The sequence below is a fragment of the Actinocorallia sp. A-T 12471 genome (genome assembly GCF_033875155.1).
Lineage (GTDB): Bacteria > Actinomycetota > Actinomycetes > Streptosporangiales > Streptosporangiaceae > Actinocorallia.
Genome location: NZ_JAWZTE010000001.1, coordinates 236,778 through 251,572, shown reverse-complemented (window position 1 = coordinate 251,572; position 14,795 = coordinate 236,778). Strand labels below are relative to the sequence as shown.

Sequence of the window (14,795 nt, the reverse complement as noted above, 5' to 3'; positions counted from 1 at the left end):
CCGCGTTCCCTCGCTGTATTCTCGCGAGAAGGTGCTGCCCCCGTGAGCTACGGCTACTCCCCGCAAGATCCGAGCTCCTACGGCTACGGCATCCCCGGGCACCCGAACCAGTACGGCGGCCAGTACGGCAACCCGTACGGCGGCTACGGGCCGCCCCCTCCCCCGGCCAGCAACGGCCCCGGCGTCTGGGCCCTCGTCGCCAACTGCGTCGTGACGCTCTTCTGCTGCAACATCCTCGCGATCCCCGGCATCATCACCGCCGCCATCGCGCTCAGCAAGTACCAGACCGACCCCATGTCGGCGCGCAGGCTGACCACCGCGAGCTGGATCATCTTCGCCGTCGCCATGGTCGCCGCCGCCCTCCTCGTCTTCGCCTTCATCGCGTTCGCCGACTCCAGCACCTACGACACCTACTTCGAGGACTCCGGCCAACGCGTCTAGCCGCGGAACACCAACGCACCCCCGGGTGTTGCAGGATTAATGGCTATGAACGATGGTCCGTTGATTGTGCAGTCTGACAAGACGTTGCTGCTCGAGGTCGATCATGCGCGGGCGGCGGACTGTCGCCGGGCGATCGCGCCGTTCTGCGAGCTGGAGCGGGCGCCCGAGCACGTGCACACGTACCGGGTCACGCCGTTGGCGCTGTGGAACGCGCGGGCGGCGGGGCACGACGCCGAGCAGGTCGTCGACGCGCTGATCGAGTTCTCCCGGTATCCGGTGCCGCACGCGCTGCTCGTCGACGTCGCGGACACCATGGGACGGTATGGGCGGCTTCGCCTGGAGAAGCATCCGGCGCACGGACTCGTGATGATCTCCACCGACCGGGCCGTGCTCGAAGAGGTGCTGCGGTCGCGGAAGATCAAGCCGATGCTGGGCGATCGGGTCGGTGAGGACGCCGTCGCGGTGCATCCGTCGGAGCGGGGGTCGCTCAAGCAGGCGCTGCTGAAGATCGGGTGGCCCGCCGAGGACCTCGCCGGATACGTCGACGGCGAGGCGCACAAGATCGACCTCGCCGAGGACGGATGGTCGCTGCGGCCGTACCAGAAGGACGCCGCCGAGGCGTTCTGGCAGGGCGGGTCCGGGGTCGTCGTGCTGCCCTGCGGGGCCGGGAAGACCACGGTGGGGGCCGCCGCGATGGCCCACGCGGGGGCGACGACGTTGATCCTCGTGACGAACACCGTCAGCGTGCACCAGTGGAAGCAGGAGCTGCTGCGTCGCACGTCGCTGACCGAGGAGGAGATCGGCGAGTACTCCGGCTCGAAGAAGGAGATCCGGCCGATCACCATCGCGACGTACCAGATCATGACTTCGCGGCGTAAGGGCGTCTACGGGCACCTTGAGCTGTTCGACGCGCGCGACTGGGGTCTGGTGATCTACGACGAGGTGCACCTTCTGCCCGCGCCGATCTTCCGGATGACCGCCGACCTCCAGGCGCGGCGGCGGCTCGGGCTCACCGCGACGCTCGTGCGCGAGGACGGCCGGGAGGGCGACGTGTTCTCCCTCATCGGGCCGAAGCGTTACGACGCGCCGTGGAAGGAGATGGAGCAGCAGGGGTGGATCGCCCCGGCCGACTGCGTCGAGGTGCGGGTCACGCTCACCGACTCCGAGCGGCTCGCGTACGCGACCGCCGAGCCCGAGGAGCGGTACCGGTTCTGCGCGACGACGGAGACCAAGACGCGGGTCGTGGAGCGGCTCGTGGAGACGCACCGGGACGAGCAGGTCCTGGTGATCGGGCAGTACATCGACCAGCTCGACGAGCTCGGCGAACGGCTCGACGCACCCGTCATCAAGGGCGAGACGCGGATCAAGGAGCGGGAGCGGCTGTTCCAGCAGTTCCGGACGGGGGAGATCTCCTGCCTTGTCGTGTCGAAGGTCGCGAACTTCTCGATCGACCTGCCCGAGGCTTCCGTGGCCGTCCAGGTCTCGGGGTCGTTCGGGTCGCGGCAGGAGGAGGCGCAGCGGCTCGGGCGCGTCCTGCGGCCGAAGGCGTCGGGGAAGACCGCGCGGTTCTACAGCGTCGTGGCGCGCGACACCCTCGACCAGGATTTCGCCGCGCACCGGCAGCGCTTCCTGGCCGAGCAGGGGTATGCCTACCGGATCACGGACGCGGACGACATCTGACCGGCTTCAGTGCCGGAAGGAGTGCCGGTAGCCGAGCGGGGTCAGGCCCACCGCCGTGTGGAGGTGGGTGCGCAGGGTCACGGGGGTGGTGAAGCCGCTGCGGCGGGCGACCTCGTCCACCGGGAGGTCGGTCGCCTCAAGGAGTTCGCGGGCGTGGGCGAGGCGCTGCTGGGTGAGCCAGCGGGCGGGGCTCATGCCCGTCTCGTCGCGGAAACGCCGGGTGAAGGTGCGCGCGCCCATGCCCGCGCGGGCCGCCATGACGGGCACGGACAGGGGTTCGGCGAGGTGTTCCAGGGCCCAGGCGCGGGCGGGGGCCGTCGAGGTGCCCGACGGGTCGGGGACCGGGCGCTCGATGAACTGGGCCTGGCCGCCGTCGCGCAGGGGGGCGGTGACGCAGCGGCGTGCCGTGCGGCCCGCGACGACGGCGCCGTGGTCGCGTCGGATGACGTGCAGGCACAGGTCGATCCCGGCGGCGACGCCGGCGGAGGTGAGGACGTCGCCCTCGTCCACGAACAGGACGTCGGGGTCGACGTCGATCTTCGGGAAGAGCGCGGCGAGGCGCGCGGCGTCGCGCCAGTGGGTGGTGGCGCGGCGGCCGTCGAGGACGCCGGCGGCGGCGAGGACGAACGCGCCGGTGCAGATCGACATGATCCGGGCGGACGTGCCGCGCAGGGCGGCGCGGACGGCGTCGGAGACGATCCCGTCCATGACGACGCCGCCGTGCACCCCGGGGACGACGACGGTGTCGGCCGACGCGAGCAGCGACAGGTCGTGGTCGGGGGTGATCGAGTAGCCCGCGCGGCACCTGACGGGTCTGCCGCCGTCCGAGCAGGTCATGACCTCGTATCCGGCGCGGGCCGCCCAGAAGACCTGGCCGGGGACGCCGACGTCGAGGGTGGCGAAGTCGTCCATGACGAGGACGGCGACACGGTGCGTCATGCCGTCGATCCTACTGTCGCGAATCTTGCGTTAGTTGTCTTTTGGGACACTCACGGGCACTGTCCGGTTTCGGCGAGACTTTCCGGCATGAGGTTGCACAGAGCGTGGATCGTGAGCGGGGTCGCCCTCGTCGCGATCATGGGCGCGGCGGGGTTCCGCGCCACCCCCGGCGTCATGATCAATCCGTTCCGCGAGGAGTTCGGCTGGTCGAGCGGGACGATCTCCCTCGCCGTCTCGGTGAGCCTCGTCCTGTACGGCGTCACCGCGCCGTTCGCCGCCGCGCTCATGGACAGGTTCGGCATGCGCAGGGTCGTCGCCGCCGCGCTGCTGCTGATCGCGGCGGGCAGCGGCCTGACCGTCTGGATGACGGCGAGCTGGCAGCTCATCGCGCTGTGGGGCGTCCTCGTGGGGCTCGGCACCGGGTCGATGGCGCTGGTGTTCGCCGCGACGCTCACCGACCGCTGGTTCGTGCGGCGCAAGGGCCTGGTGATGGGCGTCCTCACCGCGGGCGGCGCGACCGGCCAGCTGATCTTCCTGCCGGTGCTGGCGGCGCTCACCGAGAGCTCGGGCTGGCGGACGGCGTCGGTGGTGGTCTCGCTTAGCGCGCTGGCGGTCGTCCCGTTCGTGTGGTTCCTGCTGCGGGACTCCCCGGAGGAGATCGGCCTCACCGCCTACGGGACCGACGTCCCGATCGAGCGGACGCCCCGCGCGGGGGCGGCCGGGCACGCGCTGCGCACGCTGCGCGAGGCGTCACGGCACCGGGGGTTCTGGTACCTGGCGATCGGCTTCTTCGTCTGCGGCGCGAGCACCAACGGCCTCATCGGCACCCACTTCATCCCGGCCGCCCACGACCACGGCATGCCCGAGCAGGCGGCGGCCGGTCTCCTCGCCGTCATCGGGATCTTCGACGTGGCGGGCACCATCCTCAGCGGCTGGCTCACCGACCGCTTCGACCCCGCCAAACTCCTCGTCGTCTACTACGCCCTGCGCGGCCTGTCCCTCCTGGTCTTCCCCACCCTGCTGGCCTCCGGCAACCCCCCGAGCGCCACCTCCCCCGGCATCATCCTCTTCATCGTCCTCTACGGCCTCGACTGGGTCGCCACGGTCCCCCCCACGGTCGCCCTCTGCGCCAAACTCTTCGGCCCCGCCGGCCCCATCGTCTTCGGCTGGGTCTTCGCCTCCCACATGATCGGCGCGGCCGCCGCCGCCTTCGCCGCCGGCCTCGTCAAAGACACCCTCGGCACCTACGACCTCGCCTGGTACACCGCCGCCCTCCTCTGCCTCCTCGCCGCCGCCCTCTCCACCTCCCTCCGCACCCCCACACAGAAAGCCCCCACCCCCGACGAAAAGGCCCTCACCGACGCCTGACCCCGCCCCCGGGCGATATGCCGGTGAGTCGGCACGGGCCCTGACCGACGCCTGAGCCCGGCCGGGAGGAGCGGCACCGGGTTCTAGGGCGTGCGGCCGACGCCGTCGAGGAGAGCGAAGATCTGGGCGGTGATCCCGGGGGCCGTGGCGATGGTGGCCGACGACCTCGCGGTGTGCGGGGTCCCGTCGACGTCGAGAACGCTCGCGCCCGCCTCCCGGGCGATGACGACCCCGGCAGCGGTGTCCCACGGCTTGTTCGAAAGCGTAAGACTCGCGTCGACCTTCCCCTCGGCCAGCCACACCAGATCGACCGCCGCCGACCCGAGCATCCGAATCCGCTGCACCCGGCTCGCCAGCACCTCCGTCAACGCGAACCGAACCCGGTTCTTCCCCTCCGCCCCCTCCCCCACCGCATAGTCCCCAAGCGCGACCACAGCCTCAGAGAGCACCCCGGTACCACTGACCCGCAGCCGCCGCCCACCAAGAAAAGCCCCGTTCCCGACCACCGCGTGATACCGGGCACCCAGAAACGGCAGGTCGACAACCCCCAGAACAGGCCGCCCCCGGTGCACAAGCCCGACCGACACCCCGCACAGCGGAATCCCCCGCGCGAAGTTCGCGGTCCCGTCAACAGGATCAACAGCCCACACATACTCCGCGTCGACGCCCCCGCTCACCCCCTCCTCTTCCCCGAGCACCGCGATCCCCGGCGTCCGCTCAGCCAGAAACCCCCGCACCATCCGCTCAACCGCCAAGTCCGTCTCAGTGACCATGTCCCGATCCCCCTTCTCCCTTACCCCACCGCGCACCCCCGCCGCAACAATCTCCCCGGCCTTCTCGACAGCCTCCAAAGCAACCGGCATAAGCGAACCCACCGACCAACTCACAGCACCCGACTCCGTCCGACAAGCTCAACGAACACCCGATCGAAGGTCTCATACATACCCCCACCCCCCAAAGCCCGCTCAATAACGAACGTCGGCGAGTCAACCCCTCGCGTCCCCGGAAGATAAGGCTGCATAACACACCGAGAACCATCGATCAGCATAAGTCCGGGCAAGCCGCACGTCGGGACCACCGCCGGCAGATCACATTCAGCGACAGACCCGCCGCCTGCACACGCCGTGCTCCCTCAAAAAGAGTGTGCGACGGCGTCGCGGAGGCGAACTCGGCCCGCGACGTGTAGGCCGCCACGACCCCGGCCCGCGTCCCGCCGTCCGTCGTCGGCTCCAGGACGACGCCTTCTTCCGTGTCTCCGGCAGGACTCCGCGCACTCGCGCCCGCCGGAGAGAACAGCTCTTCGGCCGTCCACTCGGGGAACATCCCCTCAAGCACCCGGCAGTGGTCCGTATAGGGAAGGCGCTTCAGGTCGCCCGTGACCCAGCGATGGAACTGGGCCCTACTGGGCGGAGCCAGCGTAACCGCGCCCACGCCGCGCGCCGCTTGCTCATAAGCCCTACAAAACGACCCATAGCGGGCTAGGCGACGCTCGCGAAGCACCCTCGCGAGCAGAATCGGCTCGGAGTCCACCACAGCGCCCCTTCCGGTCGATGCCGACGACGGTAGCGAGCATTTCACCGAAAGGCGCGACAAAGACGAGACATTCACGCTCGCCGAGCCCCGAGACGCGACGTTCGGGGCCTCGTGACGCGGCACCGCGAACCGTCAGCCTGGTCGCAAGGCGCGATTTCCGCCTTGCGAACTCCTTGGACCGCGACGTCGAGCCGCGGTCGCCTGAGGCAGAGGGACGGAGGAGAGGGTGACCATCACAGGACGGGCCCCGAGCCAGACGGCGCAGGAGTGGATGCGCGACCGGGGGGACCTGGTGTGGCGGAAGGTCTGGTTCGGTGTCGAACTCGTGCTCGGGCCCACCCTGCGCGTCTCCGTGACTGATCTCGGCGGGAACGGGCGACCCGCCGTCCGCGCGGCGGACTCACTCGCGACCGGTGGCCGCGGCCTCCATCTCGTGGCCGAACTCGCCCACGGCTACGGCATAGCCGGCGACCCGGTCCACGGCCACACGGTCTGGGCGGAGATCCTTCCCCCGCCCGAGGAGCACGGCTCCGTACCGAGGCGCAAGGAGGCCGGTTCCTTCGACGGCTCGGCGCAGCGCCCACGAGGCGTTTCCTGACCGGTCTCCCGACCGCGACACGCCCAACGACCCCCGGTCGCGGTCGGGAGGCCACCAGATCCTCGGGGGCAGCTGGGAGAGACCTGATGCGGCCACGCGGATGGGCGAGCTGGATATGGACGTCGGCGCCGGTGAGCCGCCTGGAGGCGATCACGCCGGGCGCTCTGCCGGAGATACGCCGGATGGTGCTCGATCGCGCGCTGCGCGTGGACCCGGGACAGGCGGAGACGCTGCCGCTGATGGCGTCCTTGGAGGTCGCGCTCGCCCGGGTGCTGAGGATGGCGCCGGACCGCGCGTGGGCGACCTGCTGGACGAGGCCCGGTGACGAGTCCGCGTCCGTGGTCGTGGTGATCAGGGCCGTCGGCGAAGGCGTGGAACCCGTGGACGACTGCGCGAGCCTGATGACCACCGACGTCGCGCGGTGCGGGGGTGCGCCGGGCCAGATGCTGCTCACGCTGATCCAGCACGTCAGCGTCCCCTCTTCCGGACACCCCGAACCCGGGTCATGCGAGCAGCAGGCAGGCCCGCCAGGGCTCGCCCTGAGGCGAGGGTGAGCGTGCCGCGAGGGCCAGCGCGACGCCGACCGCGCCGGTGAGAAGGCCGGGAGCAGACGGGACGGTGTCGGCGACGAGGGCGGCGTATGCCCGTTCGAACGCGGCGGAGGCGGCCGGAACCGCGAGGAGGACTCCGGCGTGGCCGTGGCAGACGTCGGGGCCTTCGACGTCCCAGGCCGGTTTGGCGGCGAAGGCCGCGAGCGCGTCGGCGGCTGCCTTCGCCCAGGCGGGACGCTCCATGGTGTCGGCCGCCGCCCGGAGGGCGTTGGTGATGCCCGGGGTGCCGTAGCACCAGGCGTCACGGCGTCCTCGGAGCGGGCGGTGTCGTCCCGTGTCCAGCGCTTCGCCGGTGATCTGGGGCGGCCAGTCCCCCTCCGGGGTCCGCCATCTCACCAGCCAGTCGGCGGCCCGCTCGATCGCCTGGGTCTGTCGAGGGACCTCGCGCCGCGCGCGGACCGCCGCCGTGAGAAGGGCAAGGGGACCCGCGACGCCGTGCGCGAGTCCGGTGTCGGCTGAGCCTGAGCCCGGTGCCGTCGCCGGACGGAGATGGTGTTCGGGCGCGGTCCACCAGCCCGGCCTCGGCGCGTCGCGGGTGTCGAGGAGCACTGCGGTGACGGAGGTCAGGGCTGCACGCAGACCCGGTTCTGCGGCAGCATGCCCCGAAGCGGCGGCGGCCAGGAGGACGCGGCCTGTGGCGGCGAGCCCGTTGATCGCGTCCCAGGAGTGGGGTCGGCCCGCGCCTTCCTCGGCGGTCGAGGTCGCCTGGGCGGACAGCCAGCGGACGGCCCGGCCGACCACGTCGGCGTGTGCGCAGGGGTCCGGCAGGCAGGGGGTGCCGAGGATCAGGGAGGCCGCGACTCCACCGGCGGGCTGGTGGATGCTGGAGCCGGTGCGGGGCGAAGTCCGAAGGGCGTGTTCCCAATGGACGGCGGCGGCGCGGGCGAAGGCGGGGTCCAGAGGGGAGAGGCGGGCGTGCAGGAGCGCGGTTCCGGCGAGGCCGGACAGTCCGGATCCGCCGACGGCGGCGGCCTCGGGGGCGCGAAAGCGGGCCGCGATGGCGCGCGCGAGGTCGGTGCTCATCGGTTCCGCGCGAGGAGGTCGGCGGCGAGCGCTCGGATCAGCGGCTCTTCGTCATGGGAGGCTATCCGGTTGACGTGCATGTGCACGAGCGACGAAGCGCAAGCGATGGTCGTCTCCGCGACGAGGGCGGCACGGTAGGCAACGAGGGCTTTGTGGTGATCGGCCCAGCTTTCGCCGTCTTCGTGTTCGCATCGAGTCCGGGCGCGGAGTCGTTCATACCGGGCGCGCGTGCGGCGTGTGGTCCGCGCTCCGCGCAAGGCGGCGCGGTCCCCGTCGGCGACGGTGCCGACGATGCCGGCGGCGGTGAGCGCGGCCAGGACGAGTCTGTCGTCAGAGGTTCGGTCAAGCGCGGCGAGGACGAGACGGCTGTCGGCGGCGAACACACGCTCCGCATCCTCGATCGCGTCAGGGCCTCCATAGCGTTCGATCTCGCGGTCGTAAGGCTCGATCACCATGGCTCCGGCCAGGCGGCGTGCGAGGAGACCGCCGCTCCATGCCGACAGCGACGGCAGCACCTCCGTGTTCAGAAGACGCGGATCTCCGTGAAGCCGAACCCGCAGGTGCGGACCATGCGCGGGGGTGGCGTAGCGCAGCCAGTACCAGAGGTCGAGGCCGCGGACGTGATCCGCGACGGCGTCGCGCAGCCAGGACAAGACCGCGTTCTGACGGTGCCGGGGCGTCGGAATCACCAGGGACAACCAGGATCCGCCCGGAAGGAACAGACCGTCTCCGACCGGCCGCGACTTCGGAGCGGGTGGCGCGGGGGCCTTCGAAGGACCGTCGCGCAGGAGCGGGACCGCGATCTCCAGGACATGGGGTCCGTCGCGGCCGGGCAGGATCGCGGCCGTCGCGTCGGGACCGCCGAACTGCTCGAACAGCCCGCGCAGCCCTCGACGGACATGACGGCGCAGCAATTCGCGGTCCGTCGCGTGGTCGAGGTCGAGCGGAAGATGCCGGTCGGCCTCGTCCGTGACGACGACGTCCGGCGGCCGGGGCACGGCGGCGCGACGCCATCGGTCAAGGGCCTTGGCCCCACTCCTCCCGGCCGTCGGCGGCGGCGCGCAGTTCGGCGGGGACCGCCCAGCGGGCGGGGTGAAGGACGACCGGACCGCGCAGGACACGCGGCGTCCAGGGCGCGTCGGTGAGCACGCCCCAGGACCACGTCTTCCATGGCCGGGTACCGGATCGGCCGAGCAGCGTGAGGAGTCGGGCGACCGGAGGAACGAGGTCGAGGGACAGCCGCGAGTGCAGAACCGGGGTGATCGTCCGGTTCAGCCGTGCGGACCAGACGAAGAGGCGATGGCCGTCCGAGAACACGGACAGGTCCTCCAACGGCAGGTCAGACGGGCCGCAAGGCACCCCGACGGGTATCCGGTGACGGTTCCAGCCGGTGGGCGGCGCGAGCGTCAGCGCGGAGCCGACCCGTGGCCGCACGACGAGTTCGACCTCGTCCCGCGTTCGTCCGGGGGCTGGTTCCCCCAGGAGGCCGGTGAACCGGCCGAGCGTCGCCCCCGCGTGCTGCGAGCCGCCGCCGGGCACGACCGCGAGACCGAGCCGTTCGCCGAAGGCGACGACCCGCACGACGATCTCGGCGGAGCGCGGAGGCTCGCCGCCCTTGTCGAGTTCGGCGACCAGGGCGTCGGTGAGGGACACCGGGCGGCCGTCGGCGATCGCCCCGGCCAGCATCCGGGCCAGTGTCGCGTTCCGTGCCGGGGAAGGGGAACCCGGGCCCGGACCGATCTCGGTGACGGGGTCGACAAGATCCGCCAGCGGAACCCGGCGTGATCTGCCGAACCTTTCCAGGAACGCGTCGTGGAAGGCCCTGAGGGGATCGTCGGTCGCCGCGACCCGCCACAGGACGGCTCCGGCGTCTGCGGCCTGCCTGGCGAGGTGCCGGGGCAGGGCGATCAGCGCGTCGACGCGGGTGTCGCAGGCGAGCGGCCGGTCGCCGCGGACGAGGTGATCGGCGGCGTCCCGCGCGGCGGCGAGGAACCTTCCGCGCTCGGGGTCCCCGGGTGCGCGGGCGTCTGCGGCGGTGAGCAGATCGCGGAGTGCGGCGAGCGAACCCCACGCCGAATGGTCCCGGGGCAGGCGCGCCATGACGTGGCCGAGCGGATCGGAGGTCACGTCGACGGGAAGCAAATCGGTGACCAAGGCTCCGAGCCGGGTCAGCTCGGTGACGGTTGACCGGATGCCGTCGCAGGGCGCGGAGGAGAAGGCGGCGGTCACGGCGTCCGTCACCTCGGCGAGGGAAGCGCCTTGCGCGCACGTGCGCAGCACGAGGTCGACCGCGGGGGTGGCCCGGACCGACCTCCGTTCGACCACGCCTTCTGCGGTTTGTCCTTCCCACTCCCACCTGTCGCCGCTCCGGCCGATCAGGTCGCCCGTGGTGAAGGTCAGCCGCCCGAGCAGAGCCGGGTCGTTCAGGAGGACCCCGGCCGCCTCGGTCAGCCACTGCCCGCTCGGATGGGTGCGGGAGACATGGTGCGTGCCCAGGCTCAGCGTCGCCGGATCGTCGGTGAACTTCGCGGACGCGACTCCGGCGAAGACACCATGGGGAGTCGGGCGATGACGGGCGCGCAGTTCGTAGCCGCGCGCGGTCGCAGCCGCCCGGTGAGTCGGCCGCGCGGAAGCGGCTGACCTGGAGGCGAGGAAGACCCCTTCCTCCACGAGAGGGCGAGCACCCGCCTGCCCGGGTTCCGCCGGGAGCAGCGGGACCCGGGCAAGGGGTTCGCCTGCGGAGAACAGGCCGGGCACGGGAGGTCAGTCCTCCCCGTCGTGCTCTCCGCCCTGAGTGCACCCGTTGCTGGTGCACTCAGGGGTGGCCATGACGGTGGCGACGTCGGCGATGGGCGTGGCCTGCGCGTCGAGGTCGAACAGGTCGTGCGGGTCGGACACGGTGAGCCCGGTGGGCGTCGTCTGCTTCATGTGGCCGACGGTAGGCCGGGGACGCTTGTCCTCCCCAGACCCGGATATGCAACTCTCAGGCCCGAAAAGAATGACACTACCGAGAGGAACACGCGCCGCGACTCATGCTGTCAGGGCTCAAGGATGACCGACACCTGTTCGTGGCGCTTGTCGATGGTCCAGCGGGCGTTCTCGGGCGCTCCCCCGTGCGGGTGGACCTCGATCCGGGCGCGGCTGTCGCGTTCGGCGTCCCAGGCTCGGACGCGCTCGGCCACCCCCTCGGCGAGCCCGGCCCCGTCGGCGCCCACCGCGCACACCCCGAGTTCGCGGGCGTCGCCCTGTCCTCGGGCGGTGAGGTAGGCGAACGTTCCGGCCTGTACCGCGCCCATGCTGCCCCAGGCGTTCAGGGCGCGGGGCAGGCCGCGCTCGAAGGCGGCGTCCATGAGGATGACACGGCAGAACCCGGGCAGCGTCATCAGCCAGAAGTCGAGCGTCGCCTCCCCGCGCGGCGGCCGCACGCCGGTCCAGCGGGTGTGCGCGGGCCGGTCGAGGGCTTCGTCGAGCGCCGCCTTCCGAACCTGCCGGTCGTCGTCGAACCGCAGCAGCACGGAGCTCTCCCCGAGCATGATGTTGCGTTCGGCGACCGCGCCCGCGCCCTGGATCGGCACGAACCCGCACTCGGCGGAATCCTCGCTCACCCACCGGTCGCCCCGCCGCCGCAGCGCCACCGACCGGGTGAGCCCCCGCATCCGCAGCGGCACCACGAGGAGGCCGTCCGGAGCGAGCTGGGCGGCCCAGGAGGCGGGGACGTCCCACGCCCCCGCGGTGACGATGATCCGGTCGTAGGGCCCGCCCGCGGCGTCGCCGAACTCGCCGTCACCGAGCACCACGCGGACCGTGGTGTGGCCCGTGGCGTCGAGGCGGGCCCGCGCCTCCCGCACGGCCTCGGGAAGGATGTCCACGGTCGTGACCGTCCCGTCCGGACCGACGAGCGTGTCCAGGAGCGCGGCGTTGTAGCCCGTTCCCGCGCCGATCTCCAGGACGCGGTGCCCGGCTCGGACGTCGAGCTGCCGGAGCATCGCGCCCACGATCCCCGGCGCGGACGCCGAACTGAGCGCGATCCCGTCCGGGTCCCGATGGGTGACGACTGCCTCGTCGCGGTATGCGGCCCGAAGCTCGGCGTCGGGCACGAACTCGTGACGGGGCACCGCCCGCATGGCTTCCGCGACTGGGCCGTCCTCGATCACGCCCGCGTCGACAAGGCGTCCGACCATACGCATCCGGAGCTCACCGGGACCGCTCACGCTCGTTGAGATGCTCACCTCGGCGACCGTAGCCGACCCGCACGCTTTCGAAGGGGAACTCACCGGCATGGGCGGGGCCCCGGGGTGGGGCCCCGCGGTGGGGGTTAGAAGATGCCCTGGCCGGGGGTGAGGGTTCGGGTGGGGTCGTATTTGGTTTTGGCCAGGGCCAGGGAGGGGTAGGTGGGGCCGAAGTGGAGGGTCCATTCGGGCTTGGTTAGGGGGTTGGAACCTACGGGGTACCAGCCGCCGCCGCGCAGGCGGGACTTGTTGTAGAAGGACTTGTTGAGGGCGAGCATGGCGGCGGGGTCGAGGGAGCCCGGGGATGAGGTGCGGAGGAGGGAGAAGAGGAAGGCGTACTTTTCGTGGAGTTCGCGGGCTGCGCCCAGGCGGAGGAGGGGGGTCTTCACCTTGGCGGTGGGGATGGGGTAGAGGAGGATGACGGCGCTCAGGCCGACCTTGTCGGGGGTGAGCTGCGGGAGGGCTTCGGTGACGAGGGAGTTGACCGAGGAGCCCGTGACGATGCTGTCGAGCCACGGGTGGGGGCGCTGCCACTCGCCGATGGCCTTGAGGATGTCGACGATGGGGCCGATGCGGTCGGCGAAGTCCCAGTAGGTGAGGTCGTCGATGGTGACCGAGGTATGGGTGAGGTCGCCGATGAGGGCGGTGTCGTCAGCGGGGGTCGCGTCGTACTTGACGGCCTCCATCAGGAAGGTGTGGCCGCCCTCGACGATGCCGATCTGGCCCTCGAGGTAGTCGAAGCGGCCGTCCTCGCACATGGCGCGCTGCGCGGCCGTCAGGGCGGCGACGCTCGGGTAGTAGAGGTTGTACCTGCGGACGGTCGCGGGCGCGGGCGCGAGCTTCACGACGGCCTCGGTGATGATGCCGACCTGGCCGAGGCCGCTGCGGACGGCGTCGAAGAGGTCCTTGCGCTGGGTGGGCGAGCAGCGCAGCACGTCGCCCTTGCCGGTGACGACCTCGAGTTCGAGGACGTTGTCGACCTGCGCGCCGTGGTGGATGATCTGCCCGCCGAGGCCGCCGTTGGACAGGGTGCCGCCGACGGACAGGCCGAGGTAGTCGGTGAGGGTCGGCGGGGTGAGGCCCTGCGCGAGCGACGCCTGGACGAGCGCGCTCCACGTGGTCCCGCCGCCGACGACGGCACGGTCGGCGAGGATCTGGACGCCGTCGAGCGGACCCGTCTCGATGACGAGCCCGCCGGCGACCTGCGCCTGGCCGTGGGTGGTGTGGCCCTGGCCACGTGCGGCCACCTTGATGCCGCGCTGCCGGCAGAACTTCACCATCTTGGCGACGTCGGCGACCGAACCCGGTTCGAGTACGGCGAGCGGGGTCCGGCTGATGATGTGTCCGAAGTCGTCGGCGGCGGCAGCCAAAGACGCGGCGTCGGTGCGGAGCGTGCCGTCGAGGGGCGGGACGGCGTCGAAGGGGCCTGCGGCGTTGGCGGCGGTGACCCAGGTCCGGCTGACGGGGTCGAGCCCGACGACGAGCGCGCCCGCGACCAGCCCGGTCATGATCGAGCGGCGGCTGAGGTCGTGAGATACGGGTTCCTGCATTGGAGAAGCCTCCTTAGGAAGATCCACTTTGGGAATCTTCGCAAGAAACCGACATCACACGCTGCCGATTCGGGAACTTCCCCCAATTCACAACAAAGACCTCTAAAGTGGCCAGCCAGGTCAGAGTGAGCCAAGTCAGCATTACCCGCCAAGTCAGACGAGTCACCCGAGCCGACCCAGGGACCCTGCGCAGTGACCAAGTGGGCTGAACGAGAAAGACGCCACGCTGAGGCGTTCGACGTGATCGGCGCCCGTTACGACGAGGCGTTCCCGCACAAGGAAGGCCAGGTCGCCGCGGGTGCGTGGCTGCTCGACCGGCTGTCGCCCGGCGCGCGCGTGCTCGACCTCGGCTGCGGCACCGGCCTGCCGACGGCGCGGCAGATCGCCGACGCCGGCCACGCCGTCACCGGCGTCGACCTCAGCGCCGAGATGGTCAGGATCGCCGCCCGCAACGTCCCCGAGGCGGCCTTCCGTCAGGACGACCTCCGCGACGTCACCGGCTCCTATGACGCCGTCGTCGCGTTCTTCGTCCTGCTCATGCTCCCGCTCCCCGGCATCCCGCAGTCCCTCGAGCTGATCCACCGCCTGCTGAAGCCGGGCGGCCTGTTCTGCCTGTCGATGGTCGAGGCCGACCTCGAGGAGTTCCCGATCCCGTTCCTCGGCCAGGAGGTGCTGGTCTCCGGCCTGCTGCGCGACGAGCTGCGCGACGCCGTCGAGGCCGCCGGGTTCGTGATCGAGGAGGAGAACGTCCTCAGCTACGCGCCGGCCACGACCCAGGCCGTCCCGGAGATCCAGCTCTTCTACAACTGCCGCCGGGTGTGAC

At 71.4% G+C, this 14,795-nt stretch carries 14 protein-coding genes; 6 read left to right on the top strand and 8 right to left on the bottom strand.

What is annotated here, in order from left to right:
* Window positions 1-42: 42 nt before the first annotated feature.
* The gene (locus R9X44_RS01260; RefSeq protein ID WP_319812043.1) at window positions 43-441 is read left to right on the top strand and encodes a hypothetical protein; all 399 of its coding nucleotides are present in this window, start codon (window positions 43-45) and stop codon (window positions 439-441) included.
* A 45-nt stretch (window positions 442-486) separates the two neighbouring features.
* The gene (locus tag R9X44_RS01255; protein ID WP_319812042.1) at window positions 487-2,121 is read left to right on the top strand and encodes a DNA repair helicase XPB; all 1,635 of its coding nucleotides are present in this window, start codon (window positions 487-489) and stop codon (window positions 2,119-2,121) included.
* Window positions 2,122-2,127: 6 nt separating this feature from the next.
* Here the strand turns inward: R9X44_RS01255 and R9X44_RS01250 are convergent, their stop codons facing one another.
* Window positions 2,128-3,060: a GlxA family transcriptional regulator gene (locus tag R9X44_RS01250; protein WP_319812041.1), complete on the bottom strand. Its 933-nt coding sequence runs from the start codon at window positions 3,058-3,060 to the stop codon at window positions 2,128-2,130.
* An 87-nt stretch (window positions 3,061-3,147) separates the two neighbouring features.
* Here R9X44_RS01250 and R9X44_RS01245 point away from each other — a divergent pair, with 87 nt between their 5' ends.
* On the top strand, window positions 3,148-4,428 hold the full coding sequence (locus R9X44_RS01245; RefSeq protein ID WP_319812040.1) for an MFS transporter: 1,281 nt from the start codon (window positions 3,148-3,150) through the stop codon (window positions 4,426-4,428).
* Window positions 4,429-4,511: 83 nt separating this feature from the next.
* Here the strand turns inward: R9X44_RS01245 and R9X44_RS01240 are convergent, their stop codons facing one another.
* Window positions 4,512-5,279 (bottom strand): inositol monophosphatase family protein, encoded by a 768-nt coding sequence (locus tag R9X44_RS01240; RefSeq protein WP_319812039.1) that lies wholly within the window; start codon window positions 5,277-5,279, stop codon window positions 4,512-4,514.
* Between the two features lie 908 nt (window positions 5,280-6,187).
* Between R9X44_RS01240 and R9X44_RS01235 the strand changes: the two genes are divergently transcribed.
* On the top strand, window positions 6,188-6,559 hold the full coding sequence (locus R9X44_RS01235; protein ID WP_319812038.1) for a hypothetical protein: 372 nt from the start codon (window positions 6,188-6,190) through the stop codon (window positions 6,557-6,559).
* Window positions 6,560-6,645: 86 nt separating this feature from the next.
* On the top strand, window positions 6,646-7,113 hold the full coding sequence (locus tag R9X44_RS01230) for a hypothetical protein (protein WP_319812037.1): 468 nt from the start codon (window positions 6,646-6,648) through the stop codon (window positions 7,111-7,113).
* Here R9X44_RS01230 and R9X44_RS01225 read toward each other — a convergent pair.
* From R9X44_RS01225 to R9X44_RS01200, 6 genes are all read right to left on the bottom strand, one after another.
* Window positions 7,063-8,193: a lanthionine synthetase LanC family protein gene (locus R9X44_RS01225; RefSeq protein WP_319812036.1), complete on the bottom strand. Its 1,131-nt coding sequence runs from the start codon at window positions 8,191-8,193 to the stop codon at window positions 7,063-7,065. The two genes, R9X44_RS01230 and R9X44_RS01225, sit on opposite strands and share 51 nt — an antisense overlap.
* Window positions 8,190-9,191: a thiopeptide-type bacteriocin biosynthesis protein gene (locus R9X44_RS01220; protein ID WP_319812035.1), complete on the bottom strand. Its 1,002-nt coding sequence runs from the start codon at window positions 9,189-9,191 to the stop codon at window positions 8,190-8,192. The genes R9X44_RS01225 and R9X44_RS01220 overlap by 4 nt, the downstream gene beginning before the upstream one ends.
* A 19-nt stretch (window positions 9,192-9,210) precedes the next feature.
* Complete coding sequence (locus R9X44_RS01215; RefSeq protein WP_319812034.1) at window positions 9,211-10,863, bottom strand: lantibiotic dehydratase family protein; 1,653 nt, start codon at window positions 10,861-10,863, stop codon at window positions 9,211-9,213.
* Between the two features lie 93 nt (window positions 10,864-10,956).
* Window positions 10,957-11,121, bottom strand: a complete 165-nt coding sequence (locus tag R9X44_RS01210; RefSeq protein ID WP_319812033.1) for a hypothetical protein — start codon at window positions 11,119-11,121, stop codon at window positions 10,957-10,959.
* A 110-nt stretch (window positions 11,122-11,231) separates the two neighbouring features.
* Complete coding sequence (gene fxlM, locus R9X44_RS01205; protein ID WP_319812032.1) at window positions 11,232-12,422, bottom strand: methyltransferase, FxLD system; 1,191 nt, start codon at window positions 12,420-12,422, stop codon at window positions 11,232-11,234.
* Window positions 12,423-12,508: 86 nt separating this feature from the next.
* On the bottom strand, window positions 12,509-13,972 hold the full coding sequence (locus tag R9X44_RS01200) for an FAD-binding protein (RefSeq protein ID WP_319812031.1): 1,464 nt from the start codon (window positions 13,970-13,972) through the stop codon (window positions 12,509-12,511).
* Between the two features lie 192 nt (window positions 13,973-14,164).
* Between R9X44_RS01200 and R9X44_RS01195 the strand changes: the two genes are divergently transcribed.
* Window positions 14,165-14,794, top strand: a complete 630-nt coding sequence (locus tag R9X44_RS01195) for a class I SAM-dependent DNA methyltransferase (protein WP_413774891.1) — start codon at window positions 14,165-14,167, stop codon at window positions 14,792-14,794.
* Window position 14,795 lies beyond the last annotated feature (1 nt).